The sequence below is a fragment of the Variovorax ginsengisoli genome (genome assembly GCF_030486595.1).
In the GTDB taxonomy this organism is placed as follows: Bacteria; Pseudomonadota; Gammaproteobacteria; order Burkholderiales; family Burkholderiaceae_C; genus Variovorax; species Variovorax ginsengisoli_B.
The window spans coordinates 82,754-102,335 of record NZ_JAUJZH010000009.1; the positions used below are offsets into that span (position 1 = coordinate 82,754).

The window sequence follows — 19,582 nt, forward strand, 5'->3', positions numbered from 1 at the left end:
CTCAGAGACCTGGCAGGAACTGCTTCACCATGGCGAGCAGCTCGCTCGGGCTGTAGGGTTTGGCGAGATAGGCCGCGGCGCCCGCCTTCATCGCCTTCTCGCGGTCGCCGCTCAGGGCGTACGAGGTGATGACGATGATCGGGATGTGGCGCGTCGGCGCCTCGGTGCTCAGGAGGCGGGTGGCGTCGAGTCCCGACATCTTCGGCAGTTGCACGTCCATCAGGATCAGGTCGGGCAGCTCCTGCCGCGCCAGGGCGACTCCGGTCTCGCCGTCGCCCGCTTCGATCAGGCGGCAGGGCGATCGGCTGAGCAGCTGCCGCACGATCTTGCGGTTGTACTCGTTGTCCTCGACGTAGAGGATCTTGCGCTCGCTCATGAACCGCCTTCGCCCGCGCGCAGCGGCACGGAAAACATGAACCGGGAGCCCTTGCCCGGTTCGCTCTCGACCCAGATGCGGCCGCCCAGCCGCTCGACGAACTTCTTCGAGATGCTGAGGCCCAGCCCGGTGCCGCCGAACTCCCGCGTGATGGTGGTGTCGACCTGGCGGAACTCGGTGAAGATGTTGTCGAGCTCGTGGGCCGCGATGCCGATGCCGGTGTCGGCGACGCAATAGACCAGCTGGTCGCCGACCTGCTCGACGGCGATGTCGACGCTGCCCTGGCGCGTGAACTTCAGCGCGTTGCCCGCCAGGTTGGTCAGGCACTGGGTGAGACGGCCGCTGTCGCCGCGCGCCACCGGCAGGTCGTCAGGCACATGGGCGGTGAACGCCAGGCCCTTCTCGGCCGCGATCGAGCGCAGCGAGCTGCGCACCGTGTTCACCACGTCGCCGACCGAGTAGTCCTCGAGCGCGACTTCCATCCGGCCGGCCTCGATCTTCGACAGGTCGAGCACGTCGTTGATGAGCCGCAGCAGGTTGCGTCCGTTGACCTGGATGTCGGTCAGCGGCTCCTTCAGCACCTCCGGCACCTCGCCATAGATGCCGTCGATCATCATCTCGCTGAAGCCAAGGATCGCGTTCATGGGGGTGCGCAGCTCGTGGCTCATGTTGGCCAGGAACTCGCTCTTGGCCTGGCTGGCGCGCGACAGCTGCTCGTTGAGGTCCACGAGCTTGGCGGCGGCCTGCCGCTGGGAGTCGTCGAGACGATGCAGTTGCTGGCTCATGTGGTTCATCCGGTCGGCGAGCGTTCCGAATTCGTCACGGTTGGGGACCGAGATTTTGCGCCCGAAGTTGCCCGCCGCGACATCGTCCAGATAGCCATGGGCCGCGCGCACCGGCAGGATGAACGACCAGGAGATCACGAAGCCGCAGAGCCAGGCCAGCAGCACGGCGCTGACCGCGAACACGCAGGTCAGCACCAGCGCGCGGCGGTTGGCGGCGTCGACGCTGTCGCGCAGGCGCGCCATCCGGTTCTGCTCCGCGTCCACCAGCTGGCCCATGCGCTGCGCGATCTCGGCGTCGAGGCGCTCCTCGCGCTGCAGCAGCTCGTCCGTGATGTCCGCCAGCTTGCCGTCGCGGATTGCATTGGCGATGTCGGCCACCACGCCCATGGCGTCGTCCTGCGAAGCGCGGATCTGGTCGATCAGCCCCTTCTGGCCCGCGGTCGCGGCGGTGTCGAGCTTGGCCAGGGTCTCGTTGAAGCGATTGTTCTCGCGCAGTATCCGCTCGATCGAGGCCTCGTCCTTCGACAGCAGCGCCAGCGCCGTGAAGTGCATCTGCCGGCCCAGCGCGTACTGGCTCTGCTGCGACCAGCTGACCCGCTCGTGGGCCTGGTCGAGCAGGCGGCTCTGGGCGGTGGTGTTCAGGTGCAGCAGCAGGCTGGCGACCGCCATCGCGATGAACAGCAGCGTGATGATCAGGAAGGCGACCAGCAGCTTGGTGTGGACCGAGGCCCGGACGTGCGCGACCCGCAGCACCAGCCAGGCAAATGGTGACCGCTTGAGCACGCGCGTAACAAGCTGTTCAAGTTTGATGGCCAGGCCTCCGCTGCGCAGGCCGCATCGCCTTGTGGATCGGGTGCGAAGCCGCTACAGTTTTTGCTCAGGGAGAACCGACGGTGAGAACCCCCCCACGCATCCTCATCGTCGACGACAACGCGACCAACGTCAAGGTTCTGCAGGCACGCCTCGGCAGCGAGGGCTACGAGGTGGTCTCGGCCGCCGACGGCGAAGAGGGCCTCGCCGCCGCCCGGACCCTGGCACCCGACCTGATCCTGCTCGACCTGATGATGCCCAAGATCGATGGCATCGAGGTCTGCAAGCGGCTGCGAGCCGATCCCGCATTTCCGTTCACGCCGATCATCATCGTCACCGCCATGGCCGACCTGAAGGACGTGGTGGCGGGGCTCGAGGCCGGCGGCGACGAATACCTCACCAAGCCGGTGGACCACGCCGCCCTCGCGGCGCGGGTGCGCTCGATGCTGCGCATCAAGGCCCTGCACGACGAGGTCGAGGCTCTGGTGGCGCAGATGAAGGGCTGGAACGCCACGCTCGAGCAGCGGGTGGCGACCCAGGTCGCCGAGCTCGAGCGGGTGGGCCGGCTGCGGCGTTTCTTTTCGCCGCAGCTGGCCGAGGCGATCGTCAGCGGCGGCGCCGAGGACCCGCTGCAGAGCCATCGGCGCGAGATCACGGTGGTGTTCCTCGACCTGCGCGGCTTCACCGCCTTCGCCGAGATCGCGGAGCCGGAGGAGGTCATGGGCGTGCTGCGCCAGTACCACGGCGCGGCCGGCGAACTGATCCTCGCCCACGAGGGCACGCTCGAGCACTTTACCGGCGACGGCATGATGATCTTCTTCAACGATCCGGTTCCGGTTGCCGACGCCGCCGAGCGCGCGGTCCGGATGTCGCTGGCGATCCGCGAGCGCATCGGATCGCTGGCCGACGCGTGGCTGCGGCGCGGCTATTCGCTCGGCCTGGGCATCGGCATCGCCCAGGGCTTCGCGACACTGGGCGCGATCGGCTTCGAAGGGCGTTGGGACTACGGCGCGATCGGCACCGTGACCAACCTCGCCGCGCGGCTGTGCGGCGAAGCGGCGAGCCACCAGATCCTGATCTCTCGCAAGGTCCATGCGCAGCTCGAGCCGATGCTCGAGGTCGACCCGGTGCCGGCGCTGAACCTGAAGGGCTTCCAGCGCCCGGTCGACGCCTTCAGCGTGCGCGGCATCAAGTCCTAGAGGAACTCCTCGTCGATCAGCCTCGAGAGCAGCGACAGGCGCAGCCGGGTGCCCCAGGTCAGGCTCGGCTCGGCCTGGTGCACGATCTCCTGCGCGCCGCCCTGCGACACCCACTGCAGCCGATTCCCGGCGCCCAGGCTGCGCACCTGGTAGCTCTGGGCCTGGTGGTCGCGCTGCAGCAGGCTCGCGACCTGGCCGGCCAGTTCGGCGCTGTCGACGACCAGGCCCATCTCGGTGTTGGAATGGGCCGAGCGGCGGTCCATGTTCATCGAGCCGATCGAGAGCCATCGCCCATCGACCACCGCGAGCTTGGCGTGCAGGCGGCCCAGCGAGCCCCGGGGGCCGTCGGCAGCCTCGTGCGCATCGCCGTCGTCGGGCATCAGTTCGTAGAGCGCGACGCCCATGTCGAGCAGCGCAGTGCGATAGCGGGCGTAGCCGAAGTGCGCCAGCGGCTCGTCGGTGGTCGCCAGCGAGTTGGTGATGAGCGAGACCCTGACCTGCTCGCCGGTGGCGCGTTGCAGCACGTCCAGGGTGCGGCGGCCGGGCACGAAGTAGGGCGACGCGATCAGGACGTCGGAATGCGCCGCCTGCATCAGCGCGAGCTGGCCTTCCATGACCGGGCCGTCGGCCTGCGCGGCGGTGTCCTCGTCGATCTTTCGCGGCGGGTCGGCCAGCACGCGCACGGCGGCCGGGTGCAGCGCGACATGGCCGGCGGCCAGCTGGTCGCCGACGCTGCTCTGGTCCAGCGGGTCGCGCGCCGTGACCGGCCGCCGCCCGGTCGCGCCGGCCGCGCGCACGTGGTCGTCGAAATTTCGGCGGCCGGTCGCCGGCGTGGCGGTCGGCGACGCCAGCGCTTCGATCGGATAGGCGTGCCGGCTGTTCCAGTAGGCATCGAACACCGCCGCCAGCTCGTGCACCACCGGGCCCGCCGAGAGAACGTCCATGTCGATGAAGTTGACCGGCCCGCTGCGGCCGAAGTAGTCGTCGCCGATGTTGCGTCCGCCGATGATCGCGAAGCTGCTGTCGGCGATGAACAGCTTGTTGTGCATGCGTCGATTGATGCGCGAGAACTCGTGGGCCGAGAACAGCACCCGGCCGCCGACGCTGCCTTCGCGCACCGGCAACGGATTGAACAGGCGCAGCTCGACGTTCGGCCGCGCCGCGAAGCCCGCCAGCAGGGCGTCCTGGCCGGCCGCCTGCAGGTCGTCGACCAGCACCCGGACCCGCACGCCGCGGCCCGCGGCCTCGCACAGCGCGGCCAGGAATTCGCGCCCGGAGGCGTCGTCGGCAATCTGGTAGTACTGGACATCGATCGACCGCTCGGCGGCGTGGGCCAGCGCGATGCGGGCCTCGAAGGCCTGGTCTCCGGCCGGCAGCAGGCGCAGGCCGGAGCGCCGGCTGGCGTCGGCCGGCACGGCCTCGGCGGCCAGCGCCGCCAGCCGGGTGTGGTCGACATCGGTGCGGGCCACCGACACCGGCCGCTCGACTTCGGCGGGCAGACTGGCGCAGGCCGTCAGCATCGCGCACCACCCCAGCAGGACCAGCGCCAAGGTGGCGATGCCCATGGCGCGCACCCGGCGCAGCGAAAGATGCTTGATCCAGGCGGTCATGGAGGCTTAATCTAGAGAAGGGCGCCCGTTCCGGCGAGTGCGCAGTGCGCCGCGCCGGTGTGACAAAAGTCACACCCAGGCGGGGCCCAGGCCCGAAGCCATGGCCATGGAGGTGGGAGATGGGTTCACTGGACCAGGACGCCGGCGAACGGCTGCCGCAGCCCCTGCTCGACGCCATCGCGCCGTACGGCGTCGTCCGTGCCTTTCCGGCCCAGGCGATCCTGATCAATGAAGGCGACGCCACCGATTCGCTCTACGTCGTGCTGAGCGGGCGGGTGAAGGTCTACGCCAGCTCGGAGGATGGCCGCGAGCTGGTGCTGAGCGAATACGGGCCCGGAGGCTACTTCGGCGAGCTGTCGCTGGACGGCGAGCGTCGCTCGGCCTCCATCAAGGCGATCGAGGCCTGCACCTGCCGGGTCGTCCAGGGCGCCGAACTGCGCCGGTTCCTCGAGAGCCACGCCGACTTCGCGATGCACCTCAACCGCAAGCTGATCCGCATGGTGCGGCGCCTGACCGAGCAGTTGAGCAGCATCGCGCTGCAGGACGTCTACGGTCGCGTGGTGCGGCTCCTGAACGAGCTGTCGGAGCCGGTCGGCGAGGAGCGCGTGTTGCGCCACAAGCTGACCCAGCAGGACATCGCCGACCGCATCGGCTGCTCGCGCGAGATGGTCAACCGGGTGATGAAGGAACTGACGGCCGGCGGCTATGTCGCGCATCGCGACGGCCGGATCGCGATCCTGCGCAAGCTGCCGGTGGCGTGGTGAGGCGGCGCGCGAGCAGGTCCATGCATGGCGGCATGGTCCCGCATCTGGTTGTATTCTCTGTCACATGCAGAAACGGATAGGGGTGGTTTTCGTCTCGCGAAGGAACACGCTGCGAAGCATCCTGGCCGAGGCCTGCCTCCGTTACCTGGACCGGGAGCGACGCTTCGCGGCCTACTCCTGCGGCCAGCCCGGGCAGGTCGGCCGCACGGTGCATCCGGCCGCCGCCAGTGCGCTCGCCAGCGCCGCGATCGCACTTGCGCCGTCGCCGCCCCGCAGCTGGGACGATCTGGTCCGCCTGAGCTCGCTCAGGGCGGATTTCGTGATCTCGCTGGACCCCTCGGTGGAAGAGCTGGAGCCGCGCTGGCCCGGCCAGCCCGCCATGGCCGAATGGGCCTACCCCGATCTCGCCGCGACCGGCGCGGAGGCCGGGGTCATGTCCCATTCGGCGACCTTGATGCTCTATTCGCTGCGGCGTCGCCTCGAACTGCTGGTCAGCCTGCCGATGGCGGGCACGGACAAATCGGCCTTGCACGCCGATGTCAGGGACCTGGCGCACTTGCGCTGACGCCCAACCCGCCGAGTCTATCGATGGCAACCGCTTTTCCGCCATCGCCCGGGTGGCCTACCTCTCCCGTGGGATACGTCCTGCAAGCGCGACGCAATCGATAGGAGTACAAAGCGGCGAGCCCCCATGGTTTCGATGAAGGAGGATCCGATGTTTGGTTTCTTTCAGGCCGGTCGAAACGGCCATCTGCGGCGCGTCATGACTTTGCTCGAAGAAGCGCACATGGCGCGTATCGAGCACCAGGCCGCGGCCGAGCATCATGGGGCGCTGGCGCGCATGTACGCCGAGCGTGCGAAAAGGCTCGAGCGCGAAGTCTATGGCACGGGTTCGGCGTCCGCTTCGGCAGAAGGCGGGGCAGCCCACAAGTCGGCCGACGACAAACAGGTCGTCTACGCGCTTGACGCCAGCCGCCGCCTGGACGGTCAGTCGAAGTCGTCGTAAGGACTGCGGCTGCCGACCGAACGCGGCCGGCGACACAATGGTGTCTTTGGTGTTTCGTTCCGGAACGCCACGGGACCCATCATCGACATGAGCCAGATCACCATCTATCACAACCCCGCCTGCGGCACGTCGAGAAACGTGCTGGCGCTGATCCGCGACGCGGGCCAGGAGCCCACGGTCGTCGAATACCTGAAGCACCCGCCCGACCGGGCGACGCTCAGGCAACTCGCCGCCGCCACGGGCGGCTCCGCGCGCGCGCTGCTGCGCCAGAAGGGCACGCCCTACGACGAACTCGGCCTGGGCGATGCGAAATGGTCGGACGAAGACTTGATCGGCTTCATGCTGGCGCACCCGATCCTGATCAATCGGCCGATCGTGGTGACGCCGCTGGGCACGCGCCTGTGCCGCCCCGCCGAAGCAGTGCGCGAGATCCTGCCGCGCGCGTAGACGGCTGCCGATGGGCGCTGGACCCGCTGGGCGGGCTCAGGTCCGTGCCGGGGCCTTTGCGCCGATGCCGGCGCCGCTCGGCGCGGCTGGCCCGGCCTGGGTCACCCGCCAGATGCCGAAGCACACCAGCACCAGGGCGAGGCCGTTGCGCCACTCCAGGACGCTCTCGCCGAGAAAGACCGCCGACAGCAGCGCGCCGAACACCGGCACCATGAAGTTGAAGGCGGTGACGAGGCTCACGCGGTTGTACTTGAGCAACAGGCTCCAGATCGAGATCGCGAGCGACGACAGCAGCGCCAGGTACGCCAGCAGGGCCGAAGACGCCAGCGTGAAGCCCGTCAACCCGCCGCCCATCGCATAGCCGGCCGCCAGCAGAGCCGCACCGCCGATCGCCAACTGCCAGCCGGTCATGACGATCGGATCGATGCCCTGCGAGATGCGCTTGCCATAGATGCTGGCGGCCGCCAGCACGAAGGCCGCGATCACCACGAAGCCCTCGCCGAGCAGCGTGAAGTCGAGGTCGAGCAGGCCGCCGAGACCATGGCCCAGGTTGACGACCATCACACCCGCGAAGCCCACCGCGCAGCCCACCGCCTTGCCGTAGGTGAGGCGGTCGTTGCGATACAGGAAGTGCGCCATCAGCACGCTGAAGAAGGTGCCCGTGGCGTTCATGATCGAACCCTTCACCCCGGTGGTGTGGGCCAGGCCAATATAGAAGAAGACGTACTGCAGCGTGGTCTGGGCCAGCCCCAGGAACGCGATCTGCCCCCACGCCCGGGCACCGAGTCCGCGGACCGGCTTGCCGCTGAGCGCGGCGTAGGCCACCAGGGACAGGCCGGCGATCGCGAACCGCCAGCCAGCGAACACCAGCTTGGATGCGATGTCGGACGGGGCGATGCCGAACAGCGCGTAGCCGTTCTTGATCGCGGGGAAGGAACTGCCCCACAGCAGGCAGCAGAACAAGGCGAGCAGGAAGACGACCTTGCGGTCGGCGAGAAACGGGTGGCGGGGGGACGGCAAGGCGGGGCTCCGGAGGCGGTATGACGAGGCGTCGATCTGCCCCAAAGCGGTGCATTCTATTCGTCCGGCAACGGGGCTGCTTCGGGCCACGGTGTCGACTCGCGTGAATGCAATCGGACAATTTGGGTCCGATATTGATCCGAGTACTATTGCTTTATCGCCTGGTGTCAGCCATTGAACCAGAATTGTTTGCTCGGACCAGGCCTTGGCTTGGGAAATGAATCGTGAAAATCCGCTTGATCATTGCTGATGACCATCCTCTCATCCGAATCGGGCTGAAGATGCTTCTGAAAGATAAATCGGAAATTTCTTTAATTGCGGAGGTTAATTCTTCAATTGCATTGTTGAATGCGCTGCGGCATCAATCGCCCGATCTCCTGGTCACCGATTTTTCGATGCCCGATGGCGAGACGCCCGATGGCCTTGGTTTGATCCAGCGATTGCGGCGCGACCATCGGGACCTGCCGATCATCGTGCTCACGATGATCTCCAACGCGGGCGTGCACGCCACCATCCTGCGCAGCGGCGTCCGCGGCCTTGTCGACAAGTCGTCCGATATCGGCGAGGTTCTGCTGGCCATCGATGCCGTCACTGGGGGACGGGACTACGTCAGTCCGTCGTTCCGAAAGGGCCTGTTCGAAATGACGGACCCATTCCGCGACGGGATGGCGGCTCGCCTGTCGCCGCGCGAAACCGAGGTGCTGCGACTGTTTGCCTCCGGGCTGACTGTGTCGTCGATTTCCGAGCGGCTGTCGCGCAGCGTCAAGACGGTGAGCAGCCAGAAATCGGTCGCGATGATGAAACTGGGCCTGAAGAGCGACCACGAAATTTTCTTCTATGCGCGCGAGCACGGCATGGAGGGCTGACTGGACGTGGCACCGTGCGTATGAGGTTTTGCGCGGTTTTTCGGGGCTATTTTTTAAGAATATTCCGATGGGTTTCGGGGGCTTGAGCTTTTAGATTTCATCTCGTGCGTATTGGGCAGTCAACCTCTGCGACCACGTGGGAAAAATCTTGAAATTGAATTCCGAACATTTCGACGTCGAGTACGTGGAGGCCGTCGTGGGTCCCGCCCCGGATGCCTGCGGGGCTGAGAGCCTTTTGTGCAACTATCCCGGGCCGGGTTTTCTTCGCCTTCGCTGGGCCGAGTGGTGCGGCCTGGCGCGCGACCGCAAGGGGAACTGGCTCGAGTTGCCCGACACATCGGCGCAAAGGGCAGCGCACAAGGTCAGGGTCGCGATCGTCAAGGGCGGCTCCATGGCGCCGGTGTTCGTCGTCGATGCGCTGCGCGTGGACCCGCCCGCACTGACGGGACCGGCTCACGAGGTCAGGCCGTTCTCGCTGGCGTAGACGAAGATGTCGAGGTCGTTCTTGAGTCCGAGCTTGATCATCGCGTCGTTCTTCTGCCGGCTCACGGTCTTGATGCTGCGCGACAGGCGCTCCGCGATCTCCGACACCGTGAGCCCGGACGCAAACAGGCGCAGCACTTCGACTTCACGCGGTGAAAGCCGCGCGGATTCGCCGGTGTCGCGGTCGAACCGGCTTTGGCGCAGGCCCTCCCTGAAGGTCTCGCTAACGTAGTTGCGGCCCTGCACCACCGCCTGGATGGCCAGAGCGATCTCGGCCATGCCCGCCCCCTTGTCGATCAGGCCGCGCGCACCGGCTTCGAGGATCGTGCCATGCACGCCGACATTGGCGAGCATGGTCAGCACGATGATGGGCAACGCAGGATGGTCCCGGCGCACCCTCTGGATCAGCCCGAGGCCATCCGCCGCCTGTCCGCCGGGCATCGAAAAATCAGTGATCAGCAGGTCGGCGGGGGTTTCGCGCAAGACCGTCAGGAGACGGTCCGCCGAGTCGGCCTCGGCCACCACGGCGAGGCTCGGGTCGTTGCCGAGCAGTGAACGCACACCTGCCCGGATCAACGGATGGTCGTCGGCGAGGATCACGCGCAGGGTCATGGCGGCATGGGCGTCGTCCAGAGGATGTGACGATACCGTCAATGCGCGGATCGTTGAAGTTCTTTCTGATCCTTCTCAGCGAACAGTCCTCGAAATGACTCGGATCTTCCGGACTACTCGATGATCCGGAACTGGTCGAGGTAGTCGGTCTTCAGGGTCAGGCCGAGGCCGGGCTTGTCGTCGTCGAGTTGCAGGAAGCCGTTGTCGGCCACCGGTTCGCCGTCGAAGATGTAGTAGAACAACTCGTTGCCGACTTCGACATCGTGCATGGGGAAGTACTCGCTCATCGGCGATGCCAGCGTGCTCATCGTCAGGTGGTAGTTGTGCATCTGGCCGGCATGCGGGATGACGGGCACCGACCACGCCTCGCACAGTGCGTTGATCTTGTGCGCCGCCGTGATGCCGCCGACGCGGTTGGTGTCGTACTGCACCACGCTCACCGCCTTGCGCTCCAGCAACTGCTTGAATCCGTAGAGGCTGAACTCGTGCTCGCCGCCCGAGATCGGGATCGCCGTGAGCGCATTGAGTTCGGCGTAGCCGTCGATGTCGTCGGCGATCACCGGCTCCTCGACCCAGCGCGGCTGGAACTTCTCGAGCTTGGGCAGCATGCGCTTCGCGTACTCGACGTTCCAGCCCATGTAGCACTCGAGCATCAGGTCGTTCTCATAGCCGATGACTTCGCGGATGGCCTCGACCGCCTTCAGGTTCTCGGCCACGCCCCGGGTGCCGTGGGCCGGCCCGAAGCCGAAGCGCGACTTGAACATGGTGAAGCCCTGGTCCATGAACTTCTGCGCCTCGCGCTGCATCTCGTCGAGGTCGGTGCGGTAGAGCTTGGAGTAGTAGCACGGGATCTTTTCCTTCGTGCGGCCGCCCAGCAGCTTGAACACCGGTTTGCCGACCGACTTGCCGAGGATGTCCCAGATCGCCAGGTCGACCGCCGAGATCGCCGCCATGGTCACGCCCTTGCGGCCCCAGGCATGGGTGGCGCGGTACATGCGCTGCCCCAGGTACTCGTAGTCCCATGGGTCTTGCCCGACCACCAGCGGCGCCAGGTACTGGTCGATGATGGCCTTGGCAATGGCGGGGGCCAGCGCCACGTTGCCGAGGCCGACGATGCCGTCGTCGGTCTCGATCTCGACCACGGTCCACGCATGGAAGCGGAAGGTGCTCATGGTCTCGGCCGGCGAATAGAGCAGGTCCATCGCGTTGGAGCAGAAGTTGCCTTGCGGCGGCACGGTCTTGCCTTGCCATTGGAAGACGCGGGCGCGGACGGATTTGATCTTCATGGTGTCTCCGGGTTGAAAGGGATCAGGCGGTCTCGCGGTTGGCGAGCCGGTGCGCGCTTCCCATGCGGCTCGCGATGCGAAATGCCTGCCAGGTGGCTTCGACGCTGGCCTTGCCCTGGCCGGCGATGTCGTAGGCGGTGCCGTGGGCCGGCGTGGTGATCGGGATCGGCAGCCCGCCCTGCACCGTCACGCCGCGGCTGAAGCCGAGCAGCTTGATCGCGATCTGGCCCTGGTCGTGGTACATGGTCACGATCGCCTGGTAGTCGCCGGCCTGCGCCTTCAGGAAGATGGTGTCGGCGGGGAAGGGACCGTCGAACGGGGCCTCGCTGGGCCAGTCGCGCGCCTGCAATGCCTTGACCGCGGGCGCGATGATGTCGAGTTCTTCGCGGCCGCAGACGCCGCCGTCGCCGCCGTGGGGATTGAAGGCTGCGATCGCGACCCGCGGCCGCTCGATGCCGCTGGCCCGCAGCGCGCGGTAGATGAGCTCGGCCGCCTGCTCGATGCGTTCGGCCGTGATGTACTGCGCGACGTCCTTCATCGGCACGTGCGAGGAGATCCGCGAGGTCCAGAGGTCGCCCAGGGTATTGAACTCGCAGAAGTAGCCGGTGACGCCGAGGTAGGCGGCGAAGTGGTGCAGCTCGTCCTCGTGCTGCATGCCGCCGATCCTCATCGCCTGCTTGTTGAGCGGCGCGAAGCAGATCGCGTCGACCTCGCCGGCCAAGGTCGCGTCCATGCAGCGGTCGAGCACCTGGAGCACCGAGCGGCCGCCCGCCGCCTCGGCGCGGCCGCGGTGAACCTGCGACGGGTCGATGCTGTCGATTGCGAGGAAGGCCGGGCGCCCGGTGTCGCCGCGTTCGCGCACGACGGCGAAGGAAGGCACGATGTCGGTCTCGACCGTCAGGCCGGCGATGCGCTGGCCGTCCTCCCACAGCCAGCGGTCACCGACCAGCACGATGTTGGCGAGCGCAGTGGCCTCGGGCCGGGCGAGCAGGCGGGCGATCAGCTCGGCGCCGATGCCGGCGGGGTCGCCGAGGGTGAGTGCGACGACGGGCAGGGGTGAGGGTTGCATGGTCAATCCAGCCGGATGCTGTTCTTCTTGATGATGTCGCCGAAGCGCTTGTATTCGGCCGCGTGGAAGGCCGCGAACTGGGCCTGGGTCATGGGCGTGACCTCGGCGCCGATGGCGTCGAGGCGGGCCTGGGTCTCGGGCATCGCGAGCACCTGATTGACGGCGTCGTGGACCTTGTCCTGCACCGCCTTCGGCGTCGAGGCCGGCATGTAGATGCCGTACCAGGCGCTCATCTCCACGCCGGGCACCCCGGCCTCGGCCAGTGTCGGGACGTTCGGCAGCTGCGGATTGCGCTTGGCCGCGGTGACCGCCAGCGGCCGGATCTTGTTGTTGCGGATCTGCCCGATCACCGATGGCAGGGTGTCGAAGCTCAGCTGCACCTGGCCGCCGATGAGGTCGATCAGGGCCGGTCCGCTGCCTTTGTAGGGCACATGCGTGATGTCGATCCGGGTCGCGTCCTTGAACATCTCGGCCGCGATGTGCTGCGTGCTGCCGGCGCCGCTTGTCGCGAAGTTGAGCTGGCCCGGCTCCTTCCTGGCGAGCTGCACCAGCGCCGACACCGAGTCGACCGGCAGTGTGTTGCTGACGACCAGCACGTTGGGCACCGCACCGACGAAGGCCACCGGGACCAGGTCGCGGTTGTTGTCGTAGCCGAGCTTGATGAGGTGCGGCGCGATCGCATGGGCGGTGACGACCCCCATCACCATGGTGTGGCCATCGGTGGCCTTGGCGGTGGCGTCGGCGGCCAGGGTGTTGGAAACGCCCGGCCGGTTCTCGACCACCATCGGCTGCTTCAGCAGCGGGCCCAGGCGGTCGGCCACGGCGCGCGCCATGGCGTCGGTGCCGCCGCCGGGCGCCGAGCCGACCAGGATGCGCAGCGGGCGGGTCGGCCAGTCCTGGGCCTGGGCCAGGCCGGCCGTGCAGGCGAGTGCGAGCGCAGCCGTCACCGCGGCGATTTGTCGCTTCATGTGCTTGTCTCCAGTGGATGTGTCGAACCGAAGCCTGGATGTTAGGAACGCGATTGATTCCCGTAAACTGAAAGCTCGTCATCAATCAATAACCAGGGGTGATCAATCGTGGGTTCGATCGATCGGCAGCAGAGCACGCCGCAGCTGCTCAACCGTCTGCGCATGCGGCAGATCGCCCTGATCCTCGCGATCGACGAGAAGCGCACCTTGCGGGCCGCCGCCCTGCAGCTCGGCATGACGCAGCCGGCCGCCACCAAGATGCTGCATGAACTCGAAGACGCCCTGGGCCAGCCCTTGTTCGAGCGCGTCGGCCGCGGCCTGCAGCTGAACGATGCCGGGGCCCGCGCGACCGGCTACTTCCGCGGCATTCGCGGCAGCATGGAGGCGCTGAACCGCGAGCTGGGCGAACTGCGCCTGGGCAGCGCCGGCAAGTTCTCGGTCGGCAGCATCATGGCGGCCTCGCCGGGGCGGCTGTCCGAGGCGCTGCTCGGGCTCAAGGCGCTGTTTCCGCTGCTGGCCATCGAGATCGCGGTCGACACCAGCGACCGGCTGCTGGCCCAGTTGCGCGAAGGCGTGCTCGAGGTCGTGATCGGCCGTCGGGTCGGCCCGCCGCAGTTCGAGTACAGCTTCACGCCGATCGAGGACGAGGGCCTCGCGGTGGTGGTCGGCAACGATCACCCGCTGGCGCGCCGGCGGCGGGTCGAGTTCGAGGCGCTGCTGGCCTATTCGTGGGTCCTGCAGCCCACCGGCAGTCCGATGCGCGATGTCATCGAGCACGAGTTCCGCGACCATGATGCGGCGCTGCCGCCGGGCCTGGTCGAGACCGGGTCCATCCTGACCGCCATCAACCTGATCCGGCGCTCCACGCTGGTGGCGGTGATCCCCGAAGCGGTCGCGCAGCGCGATGCGGCGCACGGCGTGCTGCGCATCCTGCCCTACCGCATCCGCCAGAAGCTTCCCGCCTACGGGAGTCTGGTGCGCAAGGACTGGCCCTTGAGCCGGCCCGCCGAGCAGTTCCTGGAACTGCTTCATCGGTCGCCTGGAACGCGAGCACCTGCCGATTCGAGAGCCTGAACAGATCGGATGCTCATTGCCGCCAACGGGGCTTGCGCCGCCGTGGCTCGAAGCAGCAGACTTCGGTGTTCCAGCAAAGGATTCACCATGACGCAGTCCCATGATCTCCAAGTCACCGTGGAGGCCCTCGTTCAACAGGGGAAGGGCATCCTGGCCGCCGACGAGAGCGGTCCCACCATCGCCAAACGGTTCACGGCGATCGGCGTCGAATCGACGCCCGAGAACCGCCGGGCTTACCGCAGCCTGCTCCTGGCTGCACCCGGGCTGGGCGAGTTCGTCAGCGGCGTCATCTTGTACGAGGAGACGCTGGGGCAGTGCGCCGAGGACGGCGAGCCGTTGCCGGCGCTGGCCGCGCGCCAGGGCATCGTGCCGGGCATCAAGGTCGATACCGGCAAGGGCCCGCTGGCGCTCGCACCGGGCGACGAGATCACCCACGGCCTGGACGGGCTCGCCGCGCGCCTCGAAGACAGCGTGAAGCTGGGCGCGCGCTTCGCGAAGTGGCGCGCCGTCTACAACGTCTCCGACAGCTTGCCGAGCCGGGCGGCGGTCGAAGCCAATGCAGAGTCGCTTGCACGCTACGCAGCGATCTGCCAGACCCAGGGCGTGGTGCCGATCGTCGAGCCGGAGGTGCTGATCGACGGCGACCACAGCCAGGCGCGCTGTGCAGCGGTCACGCAGGAGGTTCTGCTCGCGGTGTTTGGCGCCTTGCACCGCCATCGCGTGGCGCTCGAGCACATGCTGCTCAAACCCAGCATGGTGGTGCCCGGCAAGGCCCATGCGCAGCGGGCGGGACCGGGGGATGTGGCCGAGGAGACGCTGCGCGTGCTGCGGCGCACGGTGCCCGCGGCCGTGCCGGGCATCGTCTTCCTGTCGGGAGGACAGTCGCCGGCCGAAGCGACAGCCAACCTCGATGCGCTCAACCGGCAGGGGCCGCAACCGTGGCGATTGAGCTTCTCCTATGGGCGGGCGCTTCAGGATCCGGTGCTGCAGGCGTGGCGAGGGCAACCCGCCCAGGTTCACGCCGCACAGGAAGCGTTGCTCAAGCGAGCCCGATTGAACGCACTGGCAAGCCAGGGACGCTACGGCGCCGAAATGGAAGACGGGTCCTGAGGCGCGAGGCCGTCGTCCGGCCCTCGCGGCTCAGCGCAGCATCCAGGCGGCCGCGCCGTCGAGGACTTCGGCCATCACTTCGGCGTCGCTGCGGCCCGAGCGGACCAGCACATGAAAGGAATGATCGGCCTCGGCGATGCGCAACAGCGTCGCGGTGGGACCGAGCTCGGCCACCAGCTTCTCGATCCGGTCGAACTCCGCCAGCTTGTCGCGCGTGCCCTGGACGAACAGCATCGGCACCCGGACATCGAACAGATGACGCGCGCGCTCGTTCGACGGTGCGCCGGCCGGATGCAGCGGAAAGCCCAGGAACACCAGGCCGGCGACGCCCGGCAGCGGCGCCAGCGACTGCGCCTGCGAGGTCATGCGGCCGCCGAAGGACTTGCCGCCGGCGAACAGCGGCAGCGAGGGAAACCGGCCCGCGGCATGCGCCACGGCGGCGCGCACCGCGGCCTGGGCGATCGCCGGCGGATCGGTGCGCTTCGAGCCGCGCTCCATGTAGGGGAACTGGTAGCGCAGCGTCGCGATGCCGCGCTGTACAAGGCCGTCGGCGGCCTCGGCCATGAAGGCATGCGCCATGCCGGCGCCGGCCCCGTGGGCGAGCACGTAGCAGGCGCGCGGCGCCGGCGGTGACTGCAGCAGGGCGGAGACGGTCTGCCCGTCATCGAGGGTGAGGGTGGCGGGCTGGGCGTCGGTCGTCATGGGTGGGTCTCCGGAAGTCTGCGCCGGCTCGAGTTTTGCACGAGGACGTCAATACGCAATATGGCGGTGCGCGGCTCGGCCGTTTGCATCGGCTTGCGCGCCTGGCCGGGCCGGCCCGGACGCGACAATGCGAGCTCCGTCGCTGCAGTCCCCGTCGTGCGCATTCTCCTTGTCTCCGACCTCCACTACGCGTTGCCCCAGCTCGACTGGGTGGTGCGCTCGGCCCCTTCCTTTGATCTCGTGGTGCTCGCGGGCGATCACCTCGACGTCAGCTCGCCGGTGTCGCTCGATGCCCAGTCGGTCGTGCTGCTGCGCTACTTTTCGCTGATGCGTCCGGCCACCTCGCTGGTGGTGGCGTCGGGCAACCACGACCTGACGGGGCCGGACCAGCACGGCGAACGGGCGGCGCTGTGGCTGGCGGAGTGTCGCCGCGCCGGTGTCTCGACCGACAGCGAATCGCTGGCCATCGGCGACACCCTGATCACCATCTGCCCCTGGTGGGATGGCCCGGCCGGGCGCGCGGCGCTCGAACTGCAACTGGCCGCGGATGCCGCGAGACGCCCCGCGCGCTGGGTCTGGATCTACCACTGGCCGCCGCTGGGCTCGCCGACCTGCTGGACCGGCAAGCGTGAATATGGCGACGCCGACCTGGCGGCCTGGATCGCGAAGTACCAGCCCGAGCTGGTGCTCTGCGGCCATGTGCACGAGCCGCCATTCAAGCCGGCGGGCGCCTGGGCCGACCGCATGGGCGCGACTTGGGTCTTCAACGCCGGCAAGCAGATCGGCCCGGTGCCGGCCCACATCGTGATCGACCTGGCGGCCGGCACGGCTTCGTGGCACTCGATGATGGGCGAGGAAGCGCTGGCGCTGGAGGCCGAAAGCGCCCCCTTGCGTTCGGTGTTCTGAGCCTCGACCGGCGTGGCCGGGCGTCAGTAGTCGGGGTTGGGTTCGCGCGCCGAGCCGGGTCGCGCCGGCGGCCCCTGGCGGTGCGCCAGGTGGCCCAGCACCTCGGAGACCATGGCCAGGCCCGGCGAGTCGCCGTACTGGTGCTTGAGGTCGACCAGGTAGGTGGTGACGAGATTCAGGCGCTCGGCCAGGCCGGCGGCAATCACCCGGGTGATCGCCGGGTCGCTCATCAGAAAGGCTCGGCCGTCGGCTGCGAAGCGAACGATGCTGGGGGCGCTCGCCACGACCGTGGCGCTGTAGGGCGAATCGAGCAGCAGCGAAATCTCGCCGATCGCGGCCCCGGGACGGCTGACCGAATTGATCGCAACGCCAGCCTTGCTGACCATCAACGTGCCCGAGACCAGGATCCAGAGGCCATCGCCCGCGTCGCCTTCGCGCACCACCGTGTCGCCGGCCGCGAGGGTGATTTCAGGCAGACCCGCCGAGCGCTGAAGGAGTTCGTCCATGCGCAGATGTTAGGTCAACGGCCGCCGGACGCGCGTTCGGGACCTCGCCGTCCTACTTGGCGGGTGCGGCTTTCGGCCACGGCAGCAGCCGACGGCGTGGCTGCTGAGCCTTCGCGGCTGGGCCGGCGGCCGCGGCGGCCGGTTTGCCCTCGGCCTGGCTGCAGCTCGAGGGTGCGCCGCTGAAGGGGCGCAGCATCGGCGCCAGCAGCGTGAGCCCCCCGGTCGCCGCCGCCGCGCCGACGTTGGCCGCCTGGCGCACGGCGCCGCGCGGGTTGATGCTGAGGACGGGCGCGTCGAGCGGGCCATGCAGCACCAGCAAGTCGACCAGGCTGCCGGGATTCAGGTCGAGGCCGCGCTTGACCTGCGGACGGAACGCCAGCGAGAGGGTGCGCCGGGCGAGATTGATCTCGCCGCTGGCGGAGATGGCCATCTGCCGCGTCTCCACGGCAATCGAGCGGTCGATGGCCGCCACCCCGTTGCGCAGCGGAAGCCGCACCACGGCGCACTCGACGACAAGGTTGTCGCGCGACTGGCCGGTCGGGATCAGGGCGTCGATCAGCCGGGCCAGGATGTCGCGGTCCATCGAGGCGGTCCGGCCCACCAGCCCGACATCGCGCGCGGTCAGCAGCGCTTCGCCGGTCGACGTTTCCGCCAGCGCCCAGGCCGTGCGGCCGCTCATCGCCAGCTTGGCGTCGAGGTTGGCGCGCCCTCCCTTGAAGAGCCGGGCGCCGGCGCGCCCGGCCTCCAGCGCTTCGATCGCCATCGACCTGGCGCTCAGCTGAAGATCGATCCGCGGCGCCGCACCTGGCGGCAAGCCGACCCGGAGCTGGCCGCGGGCCTGGCCGCCCGCGATTCCGAAGCTGAACGGCTCGATCTGCAGGCGCCCGGGTTCGAAGGCGACCCGAGCCTGGATCGCCGACAGTGGCGGCAGGCCTGCGACCTTCCACGTCGGCGCCGCGAGCTCGGCCTCGAGCCGGACGGGCGAGCTTGCTGCGGCCTTCAGACTGGCGCTGCCGCTCAGGCGCTGGCCGGCCAGCGACAACTGCATCGCGTCGGCGCGCCATTGCCCCGGCGTGTGCGTGAGGGTGGTCTTCCACTCGAGGGGCAGCGGGACCGTGGCCGCCGCGGCGCCCAAGGGCGCCAGCGCCTTGGCGGAGCTGACCTGGAGCGACAGCTTCGCGTCCAGCGCCCCGGCGTGCTTGCCGGTCCCCATGCTGCCCTGCAGCGACGCCGAGATGCCCTCGCCCGTGGCTTGCAGGTCGAGTGGCCATTCGGGAGCACCGGCCAGCAGGGCATCCAGAGGGCCGGTGTGGCCTTCGATGGCCCAGCGCTGAGCGCCCAGCGCCAAGCCCGCGGTCAGCTGGCTGCGCCCGTCGCCCGCCGACTCGGCGAGCAGCGATTCGATGTGCAGTTCCTGGGCCGCGCGATCGCGCCCCTGGCGATAGCTGATGCGGGCATCGGTCGCGGCCAGCCGGTCCAGGGAGATCCGTGGCACCGCCTTGCCGGCGCCGGCGCCGGCGCCGGCAGCGCCGGGCGGTGCGGCCAGGCGCCAGTTGTAGTGGCCGCTGCCATCGGACTCGAACCGCAGCTCACCGCCCTCGATGGCGACGCTGCGGATGCGCACGATGCCCGACAGCAGGTCGCGCAGATCGATCTCGAAGCCGATGTGGCGGGCCCGCAGCATGTCGGGCTCCGTGCCCCATTCGGCATTGGCGAGTGCCACCTGGGTGGCGTCGATCGTGAGCCGGGGCAGCAGATGGAGCGTGAGTTCGCCGTCGATGCGAAAGTCGCGCCCGGTCGCCGCCGTCACGCTGTCCGCGAGCATCGCCGCCAGCCGCTCTGGCGGATAGGCTCGCCGCAAGGCGACCCAGGCCGCGGCCAGCAGCAGGCCAAGGATGCACAGTGCGATCAGCACCCAGCGCGCGATGCGCCGCGCGCGGCCTGGGCGCTTGCGGGTGGGGCTGTTCTCCATCCGCGCATTCT

At 68.4% G+C, this 19,582-nt stretch carries 20 protein-coding genes and 1 pseudogene; 10 read left to right on the plus strand and 11 right to left on the minus strand.

What is annotated here, in order from left to right:
- Window position 1: 1 nt before the first annotated feature.
- The gene (locus tag QZH52_RS14420) at window positions 2–376 is read right to left on the minus strand and encodes a response regulator (protein ID WP_301810151.1); all 375 of its coding nucleotides are present in this window, start codon (window positions 374–376) and stop codon (window positions 2–4) included.
- Window positions 373–1,944, minus strand: a complete 1,572-nt coding sequence (locus QZH52_RS14425; RefSeq protein ID WP_301810152.1) for a sensor histidine kinase — start codon at window positions 1,942–1,944, stop codon at window positions 373–375. Before QZH52_RS14425 ends, QZH52_RS14420 begins: the two co-directional genes overlap by 4 nt.
- Before the next feature lie 110 nt (window positions 1,945–2,054).
- Between QZH52_RS14425 and QZH52_RS14430 the strand changes: the two genes are divergently transcribed.
- Entirely contained in the window at window positions 2,055–3,170 is a 1,116-nt protein-coding gene (locus tag QZH52_RS14430) for an adenylate/guanylate cyclase domain-containing protein (protein WP_301810153.1), read from the plus strand.
- Here QZH52_RS14430 and QZH52_RS14435 read toward each other — a convergent pair.
- Entirely contained in the window at window positions 3,167–4,780 is a 1,614-nt protein-coding gene (locus QZH52_RS14435) for a phospholipase D-like domain-containing protein (RefSeq protein WP_301810154.1), read from the minus strand. The two genes, QZH52_RS14430 and QZH52_RS14435, sit on opposite strands and share 4 nt — an antisense overlap.
- A 119-nt stretch (window positions 4,781–4,899) precedes the next feature.
- Between QZH52_RS14435 and QZH52_RS14440 the strand changes: the two genes are divergently transcribed.
- The 4 genes and pseudogenes from QZH52_RS14440 to arsC all read left to right on the plus strand — a co-directional run.
- Entirely contained in the window at window positions 4,900–5,544 is a 645-nt protein-coding gene (locus QZH52_RS14440; protein WP_301810156.1) for a Crp/Fnr family transcriptional regulator, read from the plus strand.
- A gap of 82 nt (window positions 5,545–5,626) precedes the next feature.
- A complete protein-coding gene (locus QZH52_RS14445; RefSeq protein ID WP_301810159.1) occupies window positions 5,627–6,109 on the plus strand; it encodes an arsenate reductase/protein-tyrosine-phosphatase family protein in 483 nt (160 codons plus the stop codon).
- A 126-nt stretch (window positions 6,110–6,235) separates the two neighbouring features.
- On the plus strand, window positions 6,236–6,550 hold the full coding sequence (locus QZH52_RS14450; protein ID WP_286520406.1) for a hypothetical protein: 315 nt from the start codon (window positions 6,236–6,238) through the stop codon (window positions 6,548–6,550).
- A gap of 87 nt (window positions 6,551–6,637) precedes the next feature.
- Window positions 6,638–6,991: pseudogene (gene arsC, locus QZH52_RS14455) on the plus strand (arsenate reductase (glutaredoxin)); the annotation flags it as partial.
- Between the two features lie 42 nt (window positions 6,992–7,033).
- Here arsC and QZH52_RS14460 read toward each other — a convergent pair.
- On the minus strand, window positions 7,034–8,017 hold the full coding sequence (locus tag QZH52_RS14460) for a DMT family transporter (protein ID WP_301810166.1): 984 nt from the start codon (window positions 8,015–8,017) through the stop codon (window positions 7,034–7,036).
- Window positions 8,018–8,241: 224 nt separating this feature from the next.
- Here QZH52_RS14460 and QZH52_RS14465 point away from each other — a divergent pair, with 224 nt between their 5' ends.
- Together QZH52_RS14465 and QZH52_RS14470 are read left to right on the plus strand one after the other, a co-directional pair.
- Window positions 8,242–8,883, plus strand: a complete 642-nt coding sequence (locus tag QZH52_RS14465) for a response regulator (RefSeq protein WP_301810167.1) — start codon at window positions 8,242–8,244, stop codon at window positions 8,881–8,883.
- A gap of 148 nt (window positions 8,884–9,031) precedes the next feature.
- The gene (locus QZH52_RS14470) at window positions 9,032–9,367 is read left to right on the plus strand and encodes a hypothetical protein (RefSeq protein WP_301810169.1); all 336 of its coding nucleotides are present in this window, start codon (window positions 9,032–9,034) and stop codon (window positions 9,365–9,367) included.
- Here the strand turns inward: QZH52_RS14470 and QZH52_RS14475 are convergent.
- The 4 genes from QZH52_RS14475 to QZH52_RS14490 form a co-directional block, all read right to left on the minus strand.
- Window positions 9,337–10,020 carry a response regulator gene (locus tag QZH52_RS14475; protein WP_301810171.1) on the minus strand — a complete coding sequence of 228 codons (684 nt, stop codon included), beginning with the start codon at window positions 10,018–10,020 and terminating at the stop codon, window positions 9,337–9,339. The two genes, QZH52_RS14470 and QZH52_RS14475, sit on opposite strands and share 31 nt — an antisense overlap.
- A 71-nt stretch (window positions 10,021–10,091) precedes the next feature.
- A complete protein-coding gene (locus QZH52_RS14480) occupies window positions 10,092–11,264 on the minus strand; it encodes an L-rhamnonate dehydratase (RefSeq protein ID WP_301810173.1) in 1,173 nt (390 codons plus the stop codon).
- A 22-nt stretch (window positions 11,265–11,286) separates the two neighbouring features.
- Window positions 11,287–12,333 carry a 4-hydroxythreonine-4-phosphate dehydrogenase PdxA gene (locus tag QZH52_RS14485; RefSeq protein WP_301810177.1) on the minus strand — a complete coding sequence of 349 codons (1,047 nt, stop codon included), beginning with the start codon at window positions 12,331–12,333 and terminating at the stop codon, window positions 11,287–11,289.
- A 2-nt stretch (window positions 12,334–12,335) separates the two neighbouring features.
- Complete coding sequence (locus QZH52_RS14490) at window positions 12,336–13,301, minus strand: Bug family tripartite tricarboxylate transporter substrate binding protein (RefSeq protein ID WP_301810179.1); 966 nt, start codon at window positions 13,299–13,301, stop codon at window positions 12,336–12,338.
- Window positions 13,302–13,409: 108 nt separating this feature from the next.
- Here QZH52_RS14490 and QZH52_RS14495 point away from each other — a divergent pair, with 108 nt between their 5' ends.
- Together QZH52_RS14495 and QZH52_RS14500 are read left to right on the plus strand one after the other, a co-directional pair.
- A complete protein-coding gene (locus QZH52_RS14495; protein ID WP_301810180.1) occupies window positions 13,410–14,375 on the plus strand; it encodes a LysR family transcriptional regulator in 966 nt (321 codons plus the stop codon).
- A gap of 87 nt (window positions 14,376–14,462) precedes the next feature.
- Complete coding sequence (locus QZH52_RS14500; RefSeq protein WP_301810183.1) at window positions 14,463–15,485, plus strand: class I fructose-bisphosphate aldolase; 1,023 nt, start codon at window positions 14,463–14,465, stop codon at window positions 15,483–15,485.
- Between the two features lie 30 nt (window positions 15,486–15,515).
- Here the strand turns inward: QZH52_RS14500 and QZH52_RS14505 are convergent, their stop codons facing one another.
- The gene (locus tag QZH52_RS14505) at window positions 15,516–16,187 is read right to left on the minus strand and encodes an alpha/beta hydrolase family protein (protein WP_301810185.1); all 672 of its coding nucleotides are present in this window, start codon (window positions 16,185–16,187) and stop codon (window positions 15,516–15,518) included.
- A gap of 156 nt (window positions 16,188–16,343) precedes the next feature.
- Between QZH52_RS14505 and QZH52_RS14510 the strand changes: the two genes are divergently transcribed.
- Complete coding sequence (locus QZH52_RS14510) at window positions 16,344–17,093, plus strand: metallophosphoesterase family protein (protein ID WP_301810187.1); 750 nt, start codon at window positions 16,344–16,346, stop codon at window positions 17,091–17,093.
- Between the two features lie 23 nt (window positions 17,094–17,116).
- Here QZH52_RS14510 and QZH52_RS14515 read toward each other — a convergent pair whose 3' ends face one another.
- Both QZH52_RS14515 and QZH52_RS14520 read right to left on the minus strand, forming a co-directional pair.
- A complete protein-coding gene (locus QZH52_RS14515) occupies window positions 17,117–17,599 on the minus strand; it encodes a cyclic nucleotide-binding domain-containing protein (RefSeq protein ID WP_301810190.1) in 483 nt (160 codons plus the stop codon).
- Window positions 17,600–17,651: 52 nt separating this feature from the next.
- Window positions 17,652–19,571 carry an AsmA family protein gene (locus QZH52_RS14520; RefSeq protein WP_301810192.1) on the minus strand — a complete coding sequence of 640 codons (1,920 nt, stop codon included), beginning with the start codon at window positions 19,569–19,571 and terminating at the stop codon, window positions 17,652–17,654.
- Window positions 19,572–19,582: the final 11 nt, after the last annotated feature.